Source organism: Alishewanella jeotgali KCTC 22429 (assembly GCF_000245735.1).
Classification (GTDB): Bacteria; Pseudomonadota; Gammaproteobacteria; order Enterobacterales; family Alteromonadaceae; genus Alishewanella; species Alishewanella jeotgali.
The window spans coordinates 40,153-60,962 of the sequence record NZ_AHTH01000023.1; the positions used below are offsets into that span (position 1 = coordinate 40,153).

At 50.4% G+C, this 20,810-nt stretch carries 17 protein-coding genes; 10 read left to right on the forward strand and 7 right to left on the reverse strand.

Annotated features, from left to right (window positions below):
• The first annotated feature begins 225 nt into the window (after positions 1-225).
• The 10 genes from AJE_RS08920 to AJE_RS08965 all read left to right on the forward strand — a co-directional run bounded on the left by AJE_RS08920 (position 226) and on the right by AJE_RS08965 (position 12,295).
• Entirely contained in the window at positions 226-3,087 is a 2,862-nt protein-coding gene (locus AJE_RS08920) for an EAL domain-containing protein (RefSeq protein ID WP_050858389.1), read from the forward strand.
• Positions 3,084-5,333, forward strand: a complete 2,250-nt coding sequence (locus tag AJE_RS08925; protein WP_008950584.1) for an ATPase, T2SS/T4P/T4SS family — start codon at positions 3,084-3,086, stop codon at positions 5,331-5,333. The genes AJE_RS08920 and AJE_RS08925 overlap by 4 nt, the downstream gene beginning before the upstream one ends.
• A complete protein-coding gene (locus tag AJE_RS08930) occupies positions 5,333-6,424 on the forward strand; it encodes an ATP-binding protein (RefSeq protein ID WP_008950585.1) in 1,092 nt (363 codons plus the stop codon). Before AJE_RS08925 ends, AJE_RS08930 begins: the two co-directional genes overlap by 1 nt.
• Before the next feature lie 84 nt (positions 6,425-6,508).
• Positions 6,509-7,384, forward strand: a complete 876-nt coding sequence (locus tag AJE_RS08935) for an ABC transporter ATP-binding protein (RefSeq protein WP_008950586.1) — start codon at positions 6,509-6,511, stop codon at positions 7,382-7,384.
• Complete coding sequence (locus AJE_RS08940) at positions 7,381-8,646, forward strand: hypothetical protein (RefSeq protein ID WP_008950587.1); 1,266 nt, start codon at positions 7,381-7,383, stop codon at positions 8,644-8,646. Before AJE_RS08935 ends, AJE_RS08940 begins: the two co-directional genes overlap by 4 nt.
• Positions 8,643-9,917, forward strand: a complete 1,275-nt coding sequence (locus AJE_RS08945) for a hypothetical protein (RefSeq protein WP_008606249.1) — start codon at positions 8,643-8,645, stop codon at positions 9,915-9,917. Before AJE_RS08940 ends, AJE_RS08945 begins: the two co-directional genes overlap by 4 nt.
• Positions 9,910-10,296, forward strand: a complete 387-nt coding sequence (locus tag AJE_RS08950) for a GntR family transcriptional regulator (RefSeq protein WP_008606246.1) — start codon at positions 9,910-9,912, stop codon at positions 10,294-10,296. The genes AJE_RS08945 and AJE_RS08950 overlap by 8 nt, the downstream gene beginning before the upstream one ends.
• Positions 10,286-10,735 carry a hypothetical protein gene (locus AJE_RS08955; protein ID WP_237709332.1) on the forward strand — a complete coding sequence of 150 codons (450 nt, stop codon included), beginning with the start codon at positions 10,286-10,288 and terminating at the stop codon, positions 10,733-10,735. The genes AJE_RS08950 and AJE_RS08955 overlap by 11 nt, the downstream gene beginning before the upstream one ends.
• A 115-nt stretch (positions 10,736-10,850) precedes the next feature.
• Positions 10,851-11,987 carry a dicarboxylate/amino acid:cation symporter gene (locus tag AJE_RS08960; RefSeq protein WP_008950589.1) on the forward strand — a complete coding sequence of 379 codons (1,137 nt, stop codon included), beginning with the start codon at positions 10,851-10,853 and terminating at the stop codon, positions 11,985-11,987.
• Between the two features lie 56 nt (positions 11,988-12,043).
• The gene (locus AJE_RS08965; RefSeq protein ID WP_008950590.1) at positions 12,044-12,295 is read left to right on the forward strand and encodes a DUF1289 domain-containing protein; all 252 of its coding nucleotides are present in this window, start codon (positions 12,044-12,046) and stop codon (positions 12,293-12,295) included.
• A 65-nt stretch (positions 12,296-12,360) separates the two neighbouring features.
• Here the strand turns inward: AJE_RS08965 and glmU are convergent, their stop codons facing one another.
• From glmU to atpH, 7 genes are all read right to left on the reverse strand, one after another.
• Positions 12,361-13,725, reverse strand: coding sequence for a bifunctional UDP-N-acetylglucosamine diphosphorylase/glucosamine-1-phosphate N-acetyltransferase GlmU (gene glmU, locus AJE_RS08970; RefSeq protein WP_008950591.1), 1,365 nt, complete (start codon positions 13,723-13,725; stop codon positions 12,361-12,363).
• A gap of 116 nt (positions 13,726-13,841) precedes the next feature.
• Positions 13,842-15,785 carry an alpha/beta hydrolase family protein gene (locus tag AJE_RS08975; protein WP_008950592.1) on the reverse strand — a complete coding sequence of 648 codons (1,944 nt, stop codon included), beginning with the start codon at positions 15,783-15,785 and terminating at the stop codon, positions 13,842-13,844.
• A 149-nt stretch (positions 15,786-15,934) separates the two neighbouring features.
• Positions 15,935-16,351, reverse strand: a complete 417-nt coding sequence (locus AJE_RS08980; protein WP_008606222.1) for a F0F1 ATP synthase subunit epsilon — start codon at positions 16,349-16,351, stop codon at positions 15,935-15,937.
• Positions 16,352-16,373: 22 nt separating this feature from the next.
• A complete protein-coding gene (atpD, locus tag AJE_RS08985) occupies positions 16,374-17,759 on the reverse strand; it encodes a F0F1 ATP synthase subunit beta (protein WP_008950593.1) in 1,386 nt (461 codons plus the stop codon).
• Between the two features lie 32 nt (positions 17,760-17,791).
• The gene (gene atpG / locus AJE_RS08990; protein WP_008950594.1) at positions 17,792-18,655 is read right to left on the reverse strand and encodes a F0F1 ATP synthase subunit gamma; all 864 of its coding nucleotides are present in this window, start codon (positions 18,653-18,655) and stop codon (positions 17,792-17,794) included.
• Positions 18,656-18,709: 54 nt separating this feature from the next.
• The gene (atpA, locus tag AJE_RS08995) at positions 18,710-20,251 is read right to left on the reverse strand and encodes a F0F1 ATP synthase subunit alpha (RefSeq protein WP_008950595.1); all 1,542 of its coding nucleotides are present in this window, start codon (positions 20,249-20,251) and stop codon (positions 18,710-18,712) included.
• 14 nt (positions 20,252-20,265) lie between these two features.
• Positions 20,266-20,799 (reverse strand): F0F1 ATP synthase subunit delta, encoded by a 534-nt coding sequence (gene atpH / locus AJE_RS09000; protein ID WP_008606217.1) that lies wholly within the window; start codon positions 20,797-20,799, stop codon positions 20,266-20,268.
• Positions 20,800-20,810 lie beyond the last annotated feature (11 nt).

Genomic DNA, 20,810 nt, shown 5'->3' on the forward strand with positions numbered 1-20,810 from the left:
TGAGTTTCCGGTTTCTGCTCACCGACAGGTGAGGCTGCTGCTAGAGTTTGCATAAGGTACCGCTCTGACCTTAGCAGAACCTGAACAAGCTGCAAGCTTGTGCTGGATCAACTGTCATGCAAAGCGAATTGAGTTTTAGCAAAAAGCGCGTATTCTTAAATTAGATTAATCAAATTAAGCTTATTGATGCCAGCCAGTAATCATACCGCTTCGTCGCCATTTCCCATGCGCTCCGTAATATTACTCGGGTTGTTTTTACTGGCATTAACCGCTTTGACGTTTGGACCTCTGTGGCTACAACCAACCCTGCCCAGTATTGCCAGCCATTACTATTTGCCGCTGCACACGACACTGGAAATTATTGCTGTCACCATCAGCGCACTGATTTTTACTGTGGTACGTGAGCAGGCTCGTTACCAACTAAGCCGGCGCAGTGTCGTCCTGGCCGCCGCATTCTTTGCCGTATTTTGGCTCGACCTGGCGCATCTGTTATCCTTTGAAGGTATGCCAGCCTACTTCACAGCGAATTCGCCGGCAAAAGCGATTAATTTTTGGTTAGCCGCCCGCCTGGTTGTCGCCTGCGCCCTGTTGTACGTATTATTACCCCAGGCGGATAAAGCTGCGCGGCGATTTCAGCTCTGGCTGGCAATTAGTGGCAGCGCGTTACTGGTGCTGGCTTGCCACCTGTGGTTTATTGGTTATCCGGAGTCGGTGCCAGCTACCTATCAGCCCGGTGCCGGCCTGACGCCCTTTAAAATCTTGGTCGAGTACCTGGTTATTGCCATTTGCCTGCTTTGTCTCGGTTTTATCTGGCATTTCCGGCACCAACCTCGCCCCTATCATGCGCCAGCGCTTATCGCCGCGCTGATCACCACTATACTGTCAGAGTTTTTCTTTACCCTATATCAGAATACCAATGATCTATATAACTTAAGCGGCCATTTGCTTAAGGTACTGTCTTACTTGTTTTTGTATCGCGCGCTGGTTTATGAAAATCTGGCCGAGCCGTTCCGCAAACTCAGTCTTTCCTCAGCAGAACTGACCGCTACCCTGAATGCCGTACCTGACTTACTGTTTGATGTCGACCTAAACGGTCGTTTTTATCAGGCTCATACCGGGCAAAACCAACAGCTGCTGTTCCAGCCTGAACATTTCCTCGGCAAGACCATGGCTGAAGTCTTGCCGGAATCCGCCGCCAGTGCTGGCCAGCAGGCGATTCGGGAAGCCTGGAACAACAAGGGGCTATCCAGCCCCAAACAATACACACTAGATTTAAACGGTGAGATCCAATGGTTTCAGGTGATAGCTTCACTAAAACCCGCCAGCCGCGATTCGGTATTACCACGTTTTGTGCTGGCCGCCCGCAATATCACCGAACAAAAGCTGGCCCAGGCAACCGAACAGCTTAATGCATTGGCATTTCATACCCGCGAAGCCATTATGATTACCGATGCCCAGCGGCGGATAGTACGTGTTAATCCGGCCTTTACCGAGATCACCGGCTATAGCGAGCAAGATGTTTGCGGTAAAACACCGGCGATATTGCGCTCAGGACTACATGATGAGCAGTTTTACCAGCAAATGTGGCAGCAGCTTTATCAGCAAGGTGTTTGGAGTGGTGAGCTGTACAATAAACGCAAAAATGGCGAAATCTATCCGGAACAGATAATCATCAATGCCATTACAGGCAGTAACGGTGAAATCAGCCATTATATTGCCTGTTTTAACGATATCAGCGCCAGTAAATCTGATCAGCAGCGGATCTACAAACTGGCTTATTATGACCCTCTTACCCAGTTGCCCAATCGTCGTCTGTTACTGGAGCGGATCACCGACATCCAGCATGAAGCGGATCGCAACGGCTTCTATGCCGCGCTACTCTTTATCGACCTCGATCACTTTAAACGCCTGAATGATACGCTGGGACATTCCTATGGTGATGAGTTACTGCAACAGCTTTCCACACGTCTACAACATAGTTTGCGCCAAACCGATACTCTGGCACGGCCAGGTGGCGACGAATTTATCCTGCTGGCGCCAACCTATAAGGCGACTATCGAAGAAGCCGCTGCCGACGCCCAACAGTTGGCCGCTAAGTTACTGACCCAGATCCGCGAACCTTTTTTACTGAAAAACCGCCAATATCAGATTACCGCCAGTATCGGCATTGTATTATTTAATAGCAGTAACAAAACCACAGATGAACTGATGTCATCTGCAGATCTGGCAATGTACCACTCGAAAGAGCAAGGACGAAACCAGCTGTATTTCTTCGAACCTGGTATGCAGCAGCGCAGCTTGTTGCGACAACAGTTGGAATCGGAAATGCATCTGGCATTAAGCCAACAGCAGTTCAAATTGTTCTTTCAGCCTAAGGTCAATAACAAAGGCAAGCTGACCGGTTATGAGGCTCTGTTGCGCTGGCTACACCCTGAGCGCGGCATGATCAGTCCGGAGCAGTTTATTCCGGTGGCCGAAACCTCCGGCTTTATTACCGTACTGGGGCAATGGATACTGGCAGAAGCCTGTAATGCACTTAAACACCTTACCGACCCTCAACTGACCATAGCCATTAATGTCAGCAAACGACAATTACAAACTCCTGATTTTGTTGCACAAACACTACTACAAATTAAAACTGCCGGCGTTAAGGCTTCTCGTCTGGAGTTTGAAATTACCGAAAGTATGCTAATGACGGATGTTGAACAAACCCGGCATAAGCTGCAACAACTGAATCAGCAGGGGATCCGCTTTGCACTGGATGACTTTGGTACCGGCTATTCGTCGTTGGCTTTCTTAAAAAATGTTCCGATCCAGGTGCTGAAAATAGATCGCTCCTTTGTCCGTGATTTTCTGAGCGACCAAACCGATTACGCTATCGTCGATACCATTATCAGTATGGCTAAAACGCTAAAGCTAACCGTGGTGGCGGAAGGTGTGGAAACCACGGAACAATTTAAGATGCTTTCCTGGCTAAAATGCGACCTGTTTCAAGGGTTTCTGTTCGGTAAACCCGCGCCCGGATTCTGCCAGCCACAGCCTATTGAGCAGTTGTTAACCTTACCCATAGCAGATCATCCGATATGACTTATCAGATTGATGAGAGCATGCTGCACCCGGCGATAGCCGCTACACCTCGGCAACACTATGTTGCCGACCGGAGTCGTGAAGCCCTGATCTCCGGACACAGCCTGCCAACCCAGGCAGCTTTACAACGCTTGCTAAATTTACTGCCACCACTCAATCCCGGCAGCGCCATTTTGCACGTCGGTGGGGGCAGTGGCTATGTCGCAGCCGTGCTGGCAAAGCTGGTGCGCCGGGTTTATGTGGTCGAACGCGACCAACAGCGGCTGGATCAGGCGGCACAACGACTGGCTGCTGATGGCCAGGAAAATATTGAACTGATCCATGCCGATGCCAATAGTGCTTTTAGTGTGCGTGAACCCTGCCAGCTGATACTCTGTACCTGCCAGCTAACGGAACTGCAGTATCTGGAGCCCTGGTTAACAGAACACGGTTATTTGGTGCTGCTGGAGCAAGAACAGGCCGCATTTTCCAATCTGGTACTGTATCAAAAGGTCGCCGGCAAACTGGAACGACGGCAAAATCTGGGCTGGATTGATTTTAGCCGCCGTTTGCAGCAGAGCATTATCGATTTAGGACTGGCCGACGAGCAATTACTGCGTGAAGCCAGCCTGGAAGCCAAAAAACAGCATAAACCGCTGCTGCAGGTGCTAACCAAGAAACTTAATTTGGATGAACGCAAACTCTATGCGTCGCTGGCGGCAGAGCGTCAGTTGGCGTTGCAGGATTTTGACGAGCTGGTAAAGCGGATCGACTGCCAGTTGTTCAACCAGTTCTCCCATACATACCTCGACAGTCAGCATGTGTTACCTGTTGCCTATCAACAGCAGCAGCTGTTACTGGCCACTGATAATCCTGATATTCAACTGGACGAGCTGTCGGGAATGAATGGCAGCGGTGGCATCCGCTGTGTATTGGTCACGCCAACCGACTTCAAACGTCTTTGGTCACATCTGGATGTCGCTCAGCGCAGCAATTTTGCCCGACCGGCCACTAACCCTGAACCGGCCGAGAACCGTGAAGCCAATGCCGATACGGTAAATCCTTATCTGGTTGCCTTGTATGAAGCCATTCTGCTGGAGGCAGTTAGCGAAAATGCCAGCGATATCCATCTGGAGTTTTATAATAATGCCGCCAGAGTCCGGCTCAGGGTAGACGGCGATTTACATAACGTACCACATTTTCAGTTTAGCCTGGCGGAGATGGCGGGCCTGGTCAACATCATCAAAATCCGGGCAGAACTCAATATTGCCGAGCGCCGCTTACCCCAGGGCGGACGCTCACAATTAAAACATGGTAATAACACCTACGACCTGAGGATCCAGACTCAGCCAGCATTACATGCCGAACATGTGGTGATCCGGCTGCTAAAACACACCGGCCGCGCTCTGACCATGCAGGAGCTGGGCATGTCGCCCAAGGTCGCCAGCTATTATCATCGCTTACTGAACAACCCGGCCGGTTTAGTGCTGGTCGTAGGGCCAACCGGTTCCGGTAAGTCAACCACACTCTATGCCGGTCTACAGGAGCTGGCTGATGACGGCACCCGTAAAGTAATCACGGTGGAAGACCCTATCGAATATTCGATTGATAATATTCAACAAACCCGTATCCGCAGCGATATTGGCTTTGATTTTCCGGAGGCATTACGGGCCTTTGTACGGGAAGATCCCGATGTGATTCTGGTTGGCGAAATTCGCGACCACCCAACCGCCTTAGAAGCGATCCGCGCTTCGCAAACCGGCCATTTGGTGCTATCTACACTGCACTGTAATGATGCGGTGGACGCGCTGCAACGGCTGTATGATTTGAATATTCATCCCAATTCGCTGGCCAGCGAATTACTGGCGGTGATTGCCCAGCGTCTGGCCAAACGCATCTGCCCGCACTGTAAAACAGAAGCCAGCCCGGACCCGGCCATTTTACGTGAAGTCTTTCCGCAAGGTGTACCAGCCAGTTTCCGCTGCTACGAGGGTAAAGGCTGCAGCCATTGTCATGACCGCGGGACCAAAGGGCGTACCGCTGTGGTGGAGTTTATGCAGGTTAATACCGATATTCGCAGCGCCATTTCGCGCCAACCCCCGATCACCGAAATTCGCTGGCAAGCCCTCGATGCCGGCTTGATCACCATGCGGGATAGTGCACTGGATCTGGTAATTAACGGCATTATTCCGCTATCTGAACTACCCAAAATTCTGCCGCAAGATCGGATGGCACCTGAAGCCCGCGGCGGCACCCGGAGAAGCTGATGCATACTACCGCAGATAAACAACGCCTGCCGGCTGAGCAGAGCTTTGCCGAAGAATTACAGCGTTTACAGCACTGGGATCCGGCACCCGTGCCGCCGGGTTGGCAGCTATCGCCGATCGCCGCTGAAAAATTTATCCTCGGCGATCCGGCACTCGGGATCCATAAAAAATTTATTGCCGCCCCCAATGTCGTGACCCGGGTCATAATCTCGCTATGTACCCAACGCGGCTGCTTGTTAATTGGTGAACCCGGTACTGCCAAATCCTGGTTATCAGAATTACTGTGTGCCGCTATATCCGGCGACTCTTCACTGATCGTGCAGGGCGGGGCGGTAAATAGCGTCGATCAGTTGCTCTACAGCTGGAATCAGGCCATTTTGCAGCGTGAAGGACCCAGTCTGGCGGCTTTAGTCCCAAGCCCGCTGTACAGGGCGATGCGTGACGGCAAATTTGTGCGCTTTGAGGAGATGTCACGTTGCCCACAACCACTGCAAGATGCCGTATTGTCGCTGCTATCCGACCGGGTAATTACTATTCCTGAACTCAGCGGCGAGCAGGGCGTGCTGTATGCGAAAAAAGGCTTCAATATTATCGCCACCGCCAACAGTGTCGATGAAGGCTTACATAAAATGAGCGCCGCCCTGAAACGCCGGATGAACTTTGAACATATTAAACCGATCAGCCATATTGACGATGAAATCAGTGTCGTGATGTGGGAAACCGCCAAGCTGAATGCTGCAGCCGGTATCGACATCACGCTCGACCCATTGTTGTTCGAAATGCTGGCGACCATTTTCCATGAACTGCGCAATGGCCAAACACTGGACGGACGCAGCACCGACCGGCTGGCTGCGGCGGCAATGTCGACCGCCGAAGCCGTGGTGGTAGGTCATACGCTTTGCGTACATAGTTACTATTATCAGCAAGGCCAGCTGGAATATGGCCAGTTGCTGCATTTCTTACTGGGTTCGGCCTTAAAAGATAACCCCGAAGATCGACGCCGTTTACTGCACTATTTTGATAGCGAAATCAGTAACAAAGCCGGTAGCCATTGGCAGCAATTGTATCGGCACCGCGAATTAATTTTATAGAAATGTAAATTTTTCTCGTTAACCGCTTGCAGATCCGCCACTACTGTATTAGTGTATTAATACAGTTATGATGGAGACAAGGATATGCCAGCAGTGATCGAAATTAACGCCTTAAGCCGCAACTTTAGCGGCCGTACCGTCCTGCACCAACTGCAGGCCAATGCCAACGAAGGCGATGTGGTCGCGCTATTGGGCAAAAACGGGGCCGGTAAAACGACCTTACTGGAAACGGTACTTGGTTTTGCAGTGCCGCAGCAGGGTGAGGTGAAGTTATTTGGTACGCCAAGCACCGAAATCGGTGCCAGAGAAAAGCAATTGATTGGCTTTGTACCCCAGCAAGACGAACTGCTGGAGCAACTGACCCCGTACGAGCAACTTGAGTTATTCGCCCGCTTTCAACCGAACTGGGACCCACGGCTGGCAGATCGCCTGAGTAGCAGCTGGGAAATCCCTCTGACGACCCGTATTAGCAAGCTGTCACTCGGGCAGCGACAAAAACTGTCTATCATGCTGGCGCTGTGTCACAAACCCCGGTTACTGATTCTGGATGAACCCGTTGCCAGTCTGGATCCGCTGGCACGGCGGCAGTTCCTGACCGAGCTGGTAAATATTGCTGCCGATCAGCAAACAACGATTATCTTTTCCTCCCATATCGTTACCGATATGGAGCGGGTGGCGAATAAAGTCTGGCTATTAAAAGATCAGCAGTTTTTATGGCAGGGCGAACTGGATGAACTAAAAGAGTCCGTGGTACGGTTGCATCTGAGCACCGAACAAAGCTTGCCGGCATCGCTGCCACCACTGCAGATATTACATCAGCAACAACAGGCATCTCAATACACTGTTACCGTAACCAACTGGCAACCAGAATGGCAGGCCGGCTTAGAACAGCAGCTGGCCGCCAGTATCCGGGTTGAACACCTGAATCTGGAAGAAATTTTTCTGGAGCTGCACCGATGAGCGCCTGGTTTGCCTTGCTTGGCCGCCTGTTATGGCCAAGTATCGTGATCAAAGTTGTTTGGGGCCTGCTAGTACTGCTGCTAATTGCTACTTTGCTCAGCCCTTACCCTAAAGCCATGGTAGTACCTCTGGCTTGCCTGATGTTATTGCTGTTTTGTATTCCGTTGCAGTTTATGACGCTCTGCCGACGTGGCAGCTGGCGCTTACTGCCCAATTTCCGCCGCCATAGCCGGCAGCAGTTGTTACTGAGCGCGGTACTATTCGGTTGTTTAGCCGGCACCCTGCTGGGGTTGGCAGAGCAAAGCTTTATGCTGGGGTTGCAATTAGGCGTACTGGCCTTTGCCAGCTTGATCCTGCCATGTCTGGTGCTGGGCCATTTGCGGCCACTTTGGTTTGGCAGCAGCTTACTGATCCTGATATTGGCCGCTGAGCTACCGCAACAATTGCCCCTGTTTAGCCTGCCATTGCTATTAACGCTGCTTGGCCTGCTTAATATGTTGCTACTCGCCTGGTTTGCCCTGAATTGGTTAACCCCGGACAAGCGCTATCAGAGCAGCACTGGTGCCCGTACTCCCTGGCTTGCAATGCAGCGCCTGACCCGCCGCGCAGGTTCACTTTCCGGTACCTTATTACTGGGACAGGGCGATAGCTGGCTTTCGCGCAGCTTACGCTATCTGGCTTATTGCTGGTATCTGCCGGCGGCAATGTGGCTTTGGGGTGCCTTATTTGGCAATAACGGCTTGCCCGAAGATCTGCTACTTCGAGCCTTATATATTTTCTTACCCGCAGTGTTGCTGCTGGAGCAACTGACCCTGATGCTAAAACGCGTCAGACGTGCCTGGTTACAACTGCCGGTCAGCCGGGAGCAACTTTATCCACTGCTGGAACAACAGGCAGCGCAACATATCCTGCTTTGTACCCTGATTTTAGCGCCGCTGGTGCTGCTGTTGGCACCGGATTTGGTCGCTGCCGCCTGCACTTTGCTGCTATGGCCAAGCCTGCTGGCGTGTTCGGTATTACTAAACTGGCGTTTGATCAATCAGCCATTGTGGCAAAGTGGCCTGGTGTTGGTAAGCTTGCAATTTGCCGGTGTCATCCTGTTGCTGACGCACTGGTCCAGTTCCTGGCTGTTACTGTTGAGCACCGCAGGGCTATGGTTGCTGGCAGCTGCATTGCGCCGCCATGTTAAAGCCCAGCTGCAGCAATTGGACTGGGGACAACTTAAGTTAATCAACCCACAAGCTATCAGGAGTGGGTTATGAGTAATAAAGCTGCGCTACCTGTCGCTGTGAGCAATTGTGGCCGGCTACTCACCCTTACCCCCCTGGGAAGCTTCGTCTGGGGTGTGATCGGTTTTTTTTGGTTACTGGGCTTTGCCGCTCCCTTTAGTTTTGTGCTGGCAAACTTACTGTTGCTGCCCTATTACTACGGCAACCTGTTACCAAAAGCCTTATATTTTATGCGCAGTAGTTATGGCCGGTTATTGCTAAGTCAGACTGAACGTCTGGTAGGTCTGACACTGCTGGCGTCAGTGGTTGTTCTGTTACCTATTCCGGGTCTACTTCACGTCACTGGCGAGCAGTTAAGCGCAGTTCCGCTATGGCAACTGATACTAATATTGGCCGGCATCCATGCACTAATGCATATTCTGGCGTTATGGTTAACCAAGCAAAAAGCCGAAGCAGGTCTGGCGATGCTGGTTGTAACTCTATATTTACTGCCAAACGGATTTTTTCTGCTGTTTTTTGGCCAGAAACAATGGTTTGGTATCGCTTTGGCGATAGCGAGTCTGAGTGTCGCCACCGTTGTTAGCAAAACCTTGTTAGCATCAGGTAAGCTATCTCAACCCGACTTTAAATTTTACTGGCCGCAGAGGATTTTCCAGCCATCCTTAGCGCTTAGCCTGCACCTACAACAAAATGGGCACTGGATCTATCGGCTCTTTTTCTACTGTTGTTATTGCTTTGCATTACCTGTTATCGGCAGCACCATCCACCTGTTTATCTCTGGTCAGTGGCAGTGGCAGCCGGCAGATAATTGGTCGATCTTTAAAAATATGCTGCTAGTTAGCCCGCTGCTATGTTGGCTGCTGCAGATTCGGCAACAACAAAGCAATCTTAGTAAAGCCTGGTTATTTTATCCTTTTAGCCGCCAGCAACTATTTTACTATATAGAACGCTACTATCTGCAGCAGCAGTTGCTACTGCTACTACCACTATGCAGCTTAATGCTCAGTCTTGGCTTGAACCAGACTGAACTGCTGGTTGCTTTACTACTTAGCCTAACTTTGTTGTTAATTAGCACTTACCTGTTATTAGGTGCCCAGACGAAATTAGGCTTCTATTTCGGCTATGGGCTTATCTTTGCTTTCGCCATCGAAATCTGGCCTGTATCTACCCAGGCCAGCACCCAAAGTTGGCTGTTAACAGGCCTATTACTAATGGCACTGCTATTACGTAGCTGGGCAATTAAAAGCTGGCAACAATTGGATTTTACCCAGGCCGCCAAAGCAGTGAGGCAGCAGGATGTTTAGTATTAACCCCAATAGTGGCGAACCCATATACCGGCAGCTTACCGAGCAGGTTAAACGCATGGTGGCCGGAGGTCAGTTGCTGCCTGGAGCCGAGCTTCCCTCAGTGCGGGAATTAGCCGCGCAATATGCAATTAACCCGATGACCATCTCCAAAGCCTATAGCCTACTGGAGGCTGAAGGCCTGTTAGAGCGCCAGCGCGGCAAGCCGATGACGATAGCCGCAGCCAGCGCGCCGAGCCAAACTGAAGCCAGCCGCCTGCAGCAACTGTTGCCGCAATTGCAACAGCTGGCGCTGGCCGCAGATCAGTTGCAACTTTCAAAAGAAATTGTAATATCCACGTTATCAAACCTACTCGACAGGATGTCAGATGATGCTTAAACACCTCTCACCACTGCTGAAAATCCGTAACTTTTGCCAACGCCACCCATTACGTGTATTGCTTGCGACTATTTTTGCAATTGCAACAGTACATTATGCCCTGCAGCATGAGGTTATCTTCACGATTGCGGCATTAAATGGTCTGCTGCAAAGCCTGTTGTTAGGCCTAAAGCCCAACCCTTCGCACGAGCCAGAATGGGTAGCCGATATTTTTACTCAGCTAAAGCGCGAGCATGATGTGCTCCACGTGAAACAACGTCAACTTAAAGTGCAGAAGATTAAAAAGGTGGCGCTCAGTAAGCTGGATGAGCAGCAAGCGCTGCTGGACTTCCCGTTTAACCTTTACCGCGTCACCGCAATGCTGTTTCCGGCTGCGCAATTAGCTGCCTTGCAAGCCTGGCTGGCGACGGAACTACCGCAGGCTGAGATTATCGACTAACTGGCTAAACCAGCCAGAGCAGCTAAGGCGCGCCAGAGTGTGATATGCTCTGCCCTGGGGAACAACCGGGCAGAGCGCCCCGTGCTCTGACAAACCAGAATAACGAGAATCACCTATGTTACTGATCCTGAAATTAGTCGCCGGCATAGTGCTGGGGATGCTGATGGGGCTGTATGCGCCACATTGGCTAACGCAAATCCTGATCACCTTTAAAGCCTTATTTGGTCAGTTGCTGTTTTTTACTATTCCACTACTTATCCTGTTTTTTATTACCAGTGGTATTGCCGCCCTGCCGCGTAATTCCGGCAAGTTATTGGGCCGCACTCTGGGCATAGCCTATTTATCGACTATCGCGGCCGGTAGCTTCGCGTTTTTAATTGCGGCCGGGGTTATTCCTTTGCTGGCGCCAGCGGCGGCCGATCTGGCCAGTACTGCCGGTGTTAACTTAACACCTTATATCGAACTGAATATCCCACCGCTATTTAACGTGATGACGGCGTTGGCACTGGCCTTTATCTTTGGCCTGGGTATCGCCAGTACTCAGGCGACCTCATTGAAGCAACTGTCGGATCAGGGCCGTGATATTATTCAGTTGTTACTGACCCGGATTATTATTCCGTTGTTGCCGTTATACATTGCAGGTGTCTTTGCACAGATGGCTGCCGCAGGTAGTGTTTTTGTTACCTTAAAAACCTTTGGCATAGTGCTGATTATGGCGATAGTACTGCACTGGTTATGGATTATTGCGCTCTTTCTGATTGCCGGCCTGAAAGCCGGTAAGTCACCACTGAGCTTAATTAAGAATATGCTGCCCGCTTATTTTACTGCGCTGGGGACTATGTCGAGCGCTGCCACCATTCCGGTATCGCTGCAAGCCACCAAAAATAATGGTGTAAAAGAAGATGTCGCCAACTTTACCGTGCCGCTGTGTGCAACCACGCATTTAGCAGGTTCAACCATTACCATTGTATCCTGCGCTGTTGCGGTGATGATGATGAAGAGCAATCTCGAAATCCCGTCTCTGCTAACCATGCTGCCCTTTATTCTGACCTTGGGTGTAGTGATGCTGGCAGCACCGGGCGTGCCTGGCGGAGCTGTGATGTCGGCCGTCGGATTATTGGGCTCAATGCTGGGCTTTGGCGAAGGCGCCATAGCACTGATGATAGCGCTTTATATGGCGCAGGATAGCTTCGGTACCGCCTGTAATGTCACCGGTGATGGCGCCATAGCAGTGCTGGTAGATAACAGTTAAAGCAGCTGCTGGCCGGGGCTCCCCGGCCAGCTTATTTGGCTAAAGATAAGCGTCAGATGATCGAATCTCCCTGTGTCGCCTGCTGTAAGTTAGATAGTGCCAAGGTCTGCATTGGCTGTTATCGGCATATCAGTGAAATTGTCGACTGGAATCGTCGCTCAGAGGCGGAGCTGGCAGCTATTATGCAGCAGGTGGCGGCACGTAAAGCCGCTTATCAGCAACAAGATATCTTCAATATCACAACCAGCCCAATAACGCAGGCCGAGTGGCAGGCAGCAAAACAAGCATCAAAACGATCACAAGATTGAGCCTTACACAAAGCCTGTCCCGACATAAAATTAACCCCACGACTTGGTGGGGTTAATAACAGCGATTACTTTTTAATTTTCACCGGCCGTTGCCAGCCTTCGATATGCCTCTGCTTGGCGCGGGCTACCACCAGCTCGCCATCGGCGGCATCGCGGGTTAGCACTGAACCGGCACCGACAGTCGCATTCACGCCTACCGTAACCGGTGCGACCAGTGAGCTGTTAGAGCCAATAAAGGCGCCATCTTTAATGGTGGTAACAAATTTATTAGCACCATCATAGTTACAGGTAATGGTACCAGCACCAACATTCACTTTATCGCCAATCACCGCATCGCCTAAATAAGTAAGATGGTTAGCCTTAGAGCCTTTGCCAAGGGTGGTTTTTTTCATCTCAACAAAGTTGCCAACATGGCTGTCGTCCAGCATTACGCTGTCTGGCCGTAAACGGGCATAAGGGCCGACGGAACAGTCGCTGCCGACCGTCGCTTTTTCTATCATCGAATTGGGTTTAATTTCAGTGTTATCACCAATAGTGCAGTCTTTAAGAATACAGTTGGCACCAATGGTCACGCCTTTCCCCAGCAACACTTTGCCTTCAAAAATAACGTTGATATCGATCATCACGTCATTGCCCACTTCAACCGTACCACGCACATCAATGCGCGCCGGATCGCGCAGGTTAGCGCCAGCCAGCATCAGCTCTTCGGCTTTGCGTTGCTGATAGGCGCGCTCTAACGCGGCTAACTGCACGCGGTTATTGGCACCCTCGACTTCCATCGGGTTTTGCGGCTGAGCAGTGGCTATTTCAACACCTTCACTATGCGCCATGGCAATCACGTCAGTTAAGTAATACTCGCCCTGGGCATTACTATTCGATAACCGGCTCAGCCAGCCTTTTAGCTGTTTACCCGGCAGCGCCATAATGCCGCTGTTAACTTCTTGAATTTTCAGTTGTTCTGGCGAAGCATCTTTTTGCTCGACAATACCGACTACCTTGTCGTTTTCGCGCACAATACGGCCATAGCCGGTTGGGTTCGGCAGATTGACGGTAAGAATGGCTAAACCGTTAGCCGGTTTTGCTGCCAGCAGTTGCTGCAGTGTTTCCAGCCGGGTTAACGGCACATCGCCATACAGCACTAATACGGTATCTTCGTCAGCGATATTCGGGATGGCTTGCGCCACCGCATGGCCGGTGCCCAGCTGCTCCGCCTGTAATACCCAATGCAGTGGCTGCTCGCCCATAGCGGCTTTTAACGCCTCGGCACCATAACCATAAACCAGCTGTGGCTTGTCGGCCCCGAGCGCGCGGGCAGTATCAATCACATGCTGCACCATCGGCCGCTCGGCCACTTTGTGCAATACCTTAGGTAAGTCCGATTTCATCCGTGTGCCTTTACCGGCGGCTAAAATGACGACATTTAAACCCATAATAACGATCCTGTTGTGTAAGATGCCGGTATTTTAACAAGGATAGGCTGCGATGTAAGCCAACCCTCAGAAAAAAGGGAGCCTGCCGGCTCCCTCTTTATAGCAGCTATCGCTGGTTAATTGGCGGCGCGGCCGTCACCAATATACTTATCGAAGAAGGCTAACATCTTTTGCCAGCGTTCGACGTTATTTTCCGGCTTGTAAAAGCCATGGCCTTCTTTTTCTTTAACCAACCACTCAAACGGGTGATTGCGCTTTTCCAGCTCGGCCCGTAAACGCTCGGCATGAATAATAGGCACCCGCTGATCTTCCTTACCATGGATAATAAATACCGGTGCTTTAAGCTTGTCTAAGTGCTTGATCGGTGACTGGGCATCAAGCCGCTCTTTATCACGACCAATCGCCATTTCCAGATAGTTAATCCCGCTTTTGCGTTGTGGAATATCACCATCGGTGTACATCAGATTCAAATCAAAGACCCCAACAAAACCGACAGTACATTTATATAAGTCCGGCTCCCGCACCGCACTCATTAACGCTGCATAGCCACCGTAAGAGCCACCATAGGCACATACCCGACTTTGGTCGACGATACCCTCTTTGACCAGATGTAACACGCCATCCGTCATATCATCGATCATTGTCGTGCCCCAATTCAGATAGCCGGCCTGTAAAAAGCTGCGGCCAAAACCACCCGAACCACGGAAGTTAGGCTGTAAAACAGCATAACCGTGTTGCGCTAAAACCTTAGCATCACTGTCGTAATCCAGGTAGTCGCGAGGACCATGCGGGCCACCATGCGGTAACATAATCAGCGGTAGATTTTTAGCTTCTTTGTTGTTGGGTAAGGTTAGGATGGCGTGAATATCCAGGCCGTCACGACTCTTATAAAAAATCGCCTGGGTTTGCGCCAGCTGCTCAGCTTTAAGCCAGGGGCTGGCATTGAGCAAATAACTTAATTGCTTATTTTTTAGATCATAGATATAAAATTCCACTGGGTGGTTGGCAGAGCGCACCGAAAGTATTGCCAGACTATTGTCACGGGTGCCTGACGTAATGCCTATGCGACGGCCGGGAAAGACTGCACGCAATCCCTGTAAATGCGCGCTGAATTCCTTACTCTGTATATCGGCGAAAAACACTTCGTTATAAATATCATAATCATAGGAGGCACCTATCACTTCATAGATCAAACCATTACGAAAGCTAAAGATTGGGCTGATATCGACATTAGGATGATGAGCCAGGATTTCTTCTTCATTGGTTTGCGGATTAAAGATACTAATGGCTTTGGTATCAGTCTGCGTATCACTTAAGCCGACGATGCGGATATTATCCGCCATAAAACCCAAGGGTATAAAATTACCATCGCGTTGGCCGTAGCGACGTAAAGTTTGCCATTCACTACGTTCATTCTGGCGATACATCATCACCATTTCATTATCGTTGTTCTGATCAACACCAACCGCAATACGGGCCACACCGTTACCATCGGTGATCATATCCGACGAACGCATCGGCGCCCGCGCAATCTGCCGGGTACGTCCGTTATCAATATTCAGCCGCTTAATTAAACTAAAAGAACCTACCCGGTTTGGCGTAGCACTGACGATAAGCACAAAGTTATCTTCATCTGGCAGATAGTTAATAACGACCGCCGGATCTTTATCGTTATCAGCCCGATAACCGGTTAACATCCTCGGATTAGAGCCATCAGCATTAACCGCAAAAATCTCACCGGTTGGTACCGGCGATTCCAGCGAGCCGATGTCCCGTACCAGGTAAATCAAAATCCGTTCAGCATTGGCCCAGTTAATGGCGCCAATTGAATCCTTACCGGTAAAATGACGAATACTAAGGATTTTATTGGTTTTGATATCGATAACCTGCAGGTAAATATTGCCTTCATCGCTTCGCGTGGTTGCAGCCAGATATTTACCGGTTGGCGAGATCTTTATTTCCAGAAACTGAGCCTGTCTGGCGTAATCCTCCAGGGTCAGGGTTTGAGCCGCTACACCAAACTGGCATAGCATAAACAGGGCGGCTATCAGCAAGCGCATGGTGAATTTTCCTGTGTTAATAATATCTATCGCGTAGCCGTTTTACTATAGGGAGGTTTACTGCTTGGTACAAGTTGTAACAGGGCCGTTACAAGGAATTTTTTGACGTAAAAAAACCACCCGCAGGTGGTTTTTTAAACTCGCAAGACTTATTTCTTCCGCATTTTCTGAATAACGCGCAGCTGGGCAATGGCTTCCGCCAGTTGTGCCGCAGCTTCGGCGTAATTAAAGTCAGCGCTGGCATGCTGCATGGCTTCTTCAGCACGTTTTTGTGCGTCTAAAGCAGCCTGCTCATCTAAGTCTTCGCCACGTACCGCTACATCGGCCAGCACTGTAATGTTGTCGGGTTGTACTTCTAATACACCACCAGCAACATAAATCAGATGCTCTTCGCCAAACTGCTTCACGATACGGACCATGCCAGGTTTCAGGGTGGTCAGTAAAGGGGCGTGAAAGGGTAACACACCCAACTCGCCCTCACTGCCTGTGACCTGCACGGATTCGACAAGGCCGGAGAAGATTTTTTCTTCGGCACTTACTACATCCAGTTGCACTGTCATCGCCATCTCGCTCTCCTAAAGCCTGAACTTACAGTTTCTTCGCTTTTTCGATCGCTTCGTCGATTGAACCAACCATGTAGAAAGCCTGCTCTGGCATATGGTCATATTCACCGGCCAGGATGCCTTTAAAGCCACGGATAGTTTCTTTCAGCGGCACGTACTTACCTGGTGAGCCAGTGAATACTTCAGCAACGAAGAATGGCTGTGACAGGAAGCGCTGAATTTTACGCGCCCGGTATACAGTAGTACGGTCTTCATCAGACAGTTCATCCATACCCAGAATGGCGATAATATCTTTCAGCTCTTTGTAACGCTGCAGTACTGTTTGTACGCCACGCGCCACTTCATAGTGCTCTTTACCGATAACCAGTGGGTCTAACTGACGAGAGGTAGAGTCCAGTGGGTCGATCGCCGGATAAATACCCAGTGACGCAATGTTACGGCTTAATACAACGGTCGCATCTAAGTGCGAGAACGTCGTTGCCGGTGACGGGTCAGTTAAGTCATCCGCAGGTACGTAAACGGCCTGGATTGACGTGATAGAACCGGTCTTAGTTGAGGTGATACGCTCTTGCAGTACACCCATCTCTTCCGCCAGGGTTGGCTGATAACCTACTGCTGAAGGCATACGGCCTAACAGTGCAGATACTTCAGTACCGGCCAGAGTATAACGGTAGATGTTGTCAACGAAGAACAGAACATCACGGCCTTCATCCCGGAACTTTTCTGCCATGGTTAAGCCGGTTAAGGCTACGCGCAGACGGTTTCCTGGTGGCTCGTTCATCTGACCATACACTAACGATACTTTATCCAGTACGTTAGAGTCTTTCATCTCGTGATAGAAGTCGTTACCTTCACGGGTACGCTCACCTACACCGGCGAATACTGAGTAGCCGCTGTGCTCGATCGCGATGTTCCGGATCAGCTCCATCATGTTTACGGTTTTACCTACACCGGCACCACCGAACAGACCCACTTTACCACCCTTGGCGAACGGACATACCAGGTCGATAACCTTGATACCCGTTTCCAGCAGGGCGTTTGAAGCTGCCTGATCTTCGTAGCTTGGTGCAGCGCGGTGGATTGACCAACGCTCTTCTTCACCGATTGGGCCAGCTTCGTCGATTGGCTCACCCAGAACGTTCATAATACGGCCCAGCGTGGCTTTACCCACCGGAACCTGAATTGCTTTACCAGTATTGGTAACTGAAGTGCCACGACGTAAACCGTCAGTAGAACCCAGCGCGATTGCACGCACCGTACCGCCACCCAGCTGCTGCTGAACTTCCAGCACCAGACCTTGCAGGTCACCGTCGGTAACGTTTAACGCGTCATAGATACCAGGTACCGCGTCTTGTGGAAAATCGATATCCACAACGGCGCCAATGATTTGGACGACCTTACCTTGACTCATGATGTTTCCTCAATTTTGCAAAACTCTTTACCTTAGCCTACAGCAGCCGCGCCCGCGACGATTTCACTGAGCTCTTGGGTAATCGCAGCCTGACGTGCCTTGTTGTAAACCAACTTCAGGTCATCCATCAGGTTTCCGGCGTTATCGGTTGCGGCCTTCATCGCCACCATCCGTGCTGCCTGTTCACTGGCAGAATTTTCTACAACGCCTTGGTACACTTGCGATTCAATATAACGAGACAGCAACATATCCAGGATAGGTTTTGGATCCGGCTCGTAAATATAATCCCAGCTGTGCTCACGCTTCGCGAGGTCTGTTTTTGGCAGAGGTAACAGTTGATCGATCACTGGCTCTTGCTTCATGGTGTTAACAAACTTGTTGTACACCAGGAATAAGCGGTCAATCCGGCCTTCGTCAAATGCTTTCAGCATGACCTGTACCGAACCAATCACGTCCGCCAGCCGTGGTACATCACCTGAACCGGCCTGGGCAGCTACTACCTTACCACCAAACCGCTTAAAGAACGCCGCAGCCTTGTTACCAATGATGGCAAACTCGGTATCCACGCCTTTTTCTTTCCAGCTTTTCAGCTCAATAGCAACTTTCTTAAACTCGTTGGTGTTCAGGCCACCGCAAAGACCACGGTCGGTTGAAATAACGATGTAACCAACCCGCTTAACTTCGCGCTCCGCTAAATACGGATGGCGATATTCCAGCGAGCCTTGTGCCACGTTACCGATCACTTTGCGCATACCTTCAGCGTATGGGCGAGTTGCAGCCACGCGGTCCTGCGCTTTGCGCATTTTACTGACCGCAACTTTTTCCATAGCACTGGTGATCTTGCGAGTATTGTTAATACTCCCGATCTTACTTTTTATCTCTTTACCACCGGCCATGACTGTATCTCCGATTTATTCAACGAATGGGGTGGCACAGGCCACCCACATTGCTTACCAGGTCTGCGTTGCCTTGAATTTCTCAATAGCGGCTTTAAACGTAGACTCGATTTGGTCGTTGTAGTTACCGGTTTTGTCGATCTCAGCCATCAGCTCAGCGTGTTCGGCTTTCATAAAGGCAATCAAACCGGCTTCAAAGTCCAGGACTTTAGCCACGTCGACGTCTTTCATAAAACCTTTTTCGATAGCGAAAATAGACACGCCCATCTCAGCAACTGACATCGGGCTGTACTGCAGCTGTTTCATCAGCTCAGTAACCTTCTGACCGTGCTCTAACTGGGCACGGGTTGCATCATCCAGGTCAGAGGCGAACTGCGCGAACGCAGCCAGTTCTGAGTACTGGGCCAGGGCCAGACGGATACCGCCACCCAGCTTTTTGATGATCTTAGTTTGGGCTGCACCACCTACCCGTGATACCGAAATACCGGCGTTAACCGCTGGACGGATACCGGCGTTGAACAAGTCAGTTTCTAAGAAGATCTGACCGTCAGTAATCGAAATTACGTTAGTAGGTACGAACGCAGAAACGTCACCGGCTTGGGTTTCGATAATTGGCAGCGCGGTTAATGAACCGGTTTTACCTGTTACCGCACCTTTGGTGTAGCGCTCTACGTAGTCAGCATTAACGCGTGATGCGCGCTCCAGCAGACGAGAGTGAAGATAGAATACGTCACCTGGGTAAGCTTCACGGCCTGGTGGACGACGTAACAGTAACGAGATCTGACGGTAAGCTACAGCTTGCTTCGACAGGTCATCGTATACGATCAGAGCGTCTTGACCGTTGTCACGGAAGTATTCACCCATGGTACAGCCAGAGTAGGGTGCCAGGAACTGCAGGGCAGCAGCTTCAGACGCTGACGCAACCACAACGATAGTGTGGGCCAGGGCGCCGTGCTCTTCCAGCTTACGTACTACGTTAGCGATGGTAGAAGCCTTTTGACCTACAGCGACATAAACACACTTAACGCCTGTACCTTTCTGGTTGATGATGGCATCGATCGCCAGTGCCGTTTTACCGGTCTGACGGTCACCGATCAACAATTCACGTTGACCACGGCCGATTGGAATCATCGCATCAACCGATTTGTAACCGGTTTGCATTGGCTGGTCTACCGATTGACGGTCGATTACGCCCGGTGCAATCTTTTCTACCGGCTCATAGCCAGCAGCATCGATTGGGCCTTTACCATCAATAGGGGCACCCAGCGTATTTACTACGCGGCCTAACAGACCAGGACCTACTGGAACTTCCAGGATCCGGCCAGTGCTTTTAACTTTAGTGCCTTCCGTCAGATCCGCATACGGACCCATTACTACCGCGCCCACTGAGTTACGTTCTAAGTTCAGTGCGATAGCATAACGGCTGCCAGGAAGCTCAATCATCTCGCCTTGCATACAGTCTGCCAGGCCATTGATGCGAATGATACCGTCAGTTACCTGAACGATAGTACCTTCATTACGAGCTTCGCTGACCACATCAAACTGAGCAATACGTTGTTTGATCAGTTCGGATATTTCAGTGGAATTCAGTTGCATACTCTATTCCCCAATTAGGACTGTAGCGCGGTAACAAGACGATCCAATTTACCTCGGACCGTACCATCAATAACCATGTCACCCGCTTTAATTATCATACCGCTCACGACTGAAGCATCTACACTGCAAAGTAATTTAACTTTACGATCAAGACGTTTAGACAACGCCGCAACAAGTTTTTCTTGTTGCGCTGCATTCAATTCAGTGCCAGACGTGACTTCTACAACTGCTTCACGCTCATATTCACTTTTCAGTTCAGTGAATCTAGCAAACACTGCTGGTAAAGCGAGCAATCTCTGATTTTCAGCCATTACATGAATTAGATTATGGGCAGCACTGTCTAAGTACTCACCACAAATTTCCTTCATAAGCTCAGCTTGAGCAGTTGCGGTAGTGTTGCTACGCAAGAAGGCAACCATATTAGCGTCGCTTGCAACTTCTGCTGCAAAGGCTAACATCTGTTGCCAAGCGGCTAGAGTATTCTGTTCAACAGCATACTCAAAAGCCGCCTTTGCATAAGGACGAGCAATATTCGTCATATCAGACATAGCCCGCTCCT

Bases quoted from the DNA above. Each gene is read 5' to 3' on its own strand.
- AJE_RS08920 (WP_050858389.1), top strand. From the start codon at position 226: ATGCGCTCCGTAATATTACTCGGGTTGTTTTTACTGGCATTAACCGCT.
- AJE_RS08940 (WP_008950587.1), top strand. From the start codon at position 7,381: ATGAGCGCCTGGTTTGCCTTGCTTGGCCGCCTGTTATGGCCAAGTATC.
- atpG (WP_008950594.1), bottom strand. From the start codon at position 18,655: ATGGCCGGTGGTAAAGAGATAAAAAGTAAGATCGGGAGTATTAACAAT.
- AJE_RS08965 (WP_008950590.1), top strand. From the start codon at position 12,044: ATGATCGAATCTCCCTGTGTCGCCTGCTGTAAGTTAGATAGTGCCAAG.
- glmU (WP_008950591.1), bottom strand. From the start codon at position 13,725: ATGGGTTTAAATGTCGTCATTTTAGCCGCCGGTAAAGGCACACGGATG.
- AJE_RS08950 (WP_008606246.1), top strand. From the start codon at position 9,910: ATGTTTAGTATTAACCCCAATAGTGGCGAACCCATATACCGGCAGCTT.
- AJE_RS08955 (WP_237709332.1), top strand. From the start codon at position 10,286: ATGATGCTTAAACACCTCTCACCACTGCTGAAAATCCGTAACTTTTGC.
- AJE_RS08935 (WP_008950586.1), top strand. From the start codon at position 6,509: ATGCCAGCAGTGATCGAAATTAACGCCTTAAGCCGCAACTTTAGCGGC.
- atpH (WP_008606217.1), bottom strand. From the start codon at position 20,799: ATGTCTGATATGACGAATATTGCTCGTCCTTATGCAAAGGCGGCTTTT.
- AJE_RS08960 (WP_008950589.1), top strand. From the start codon at position 10,851: ATGTTACTGATCCTGAAATTAGTCGCCGGCATAGTGCTGGGGATGCTG.
- AJE_RS08930 (WP_008950585.1), top strand. From the start codon at position 5,333: ATGCATACTACCGCAGATAAACAACGCCTGCCGGCTGAGCAGAGCTTT.
- AJE_RS08980 (WP_008606222.1), bottom strand. From the start codon at position 16,351: ATGGCGATGACAGTGCAACTGGATGTAGTAAGTGCCGAAGAAAAAATC.
- atpA (WP_008950595.1), bottom strand. From the start codon at position 20,251: ATGCAACTGAATTCCACTGAAATATCCGAACTGATCAAACAACGTATT.
- AJE_RS08925 (WP_008950584.1), top strand. From the start codon at position 3,084: ATGACTTATCAGATTGATGAGAGCATGCTGCACCCGGCGATAGCCGCT.
- AJE_RS08975 (WP_008950592.1), bottom strand. From the start codon at position 15,785: ATGCGCTTGCTGATAGCCGCCCTGTTTATGCTATGCCAGTTTGGTGTA.
- AJE_RS08945 (WP_008606249.1), top strand. From the start codon at position 8,643: ATGAGTAATAAAGCTGCGCTACCTGTCGCTGTGAGCAATTGTGGCCGG.
- atpD (WP_008950593.1), bottom strand. From the start codon at position 17,759: ATGAGTCAAGGTAAGGTCGTCCAAATCATTGGCGCCGTTGTGGATATC.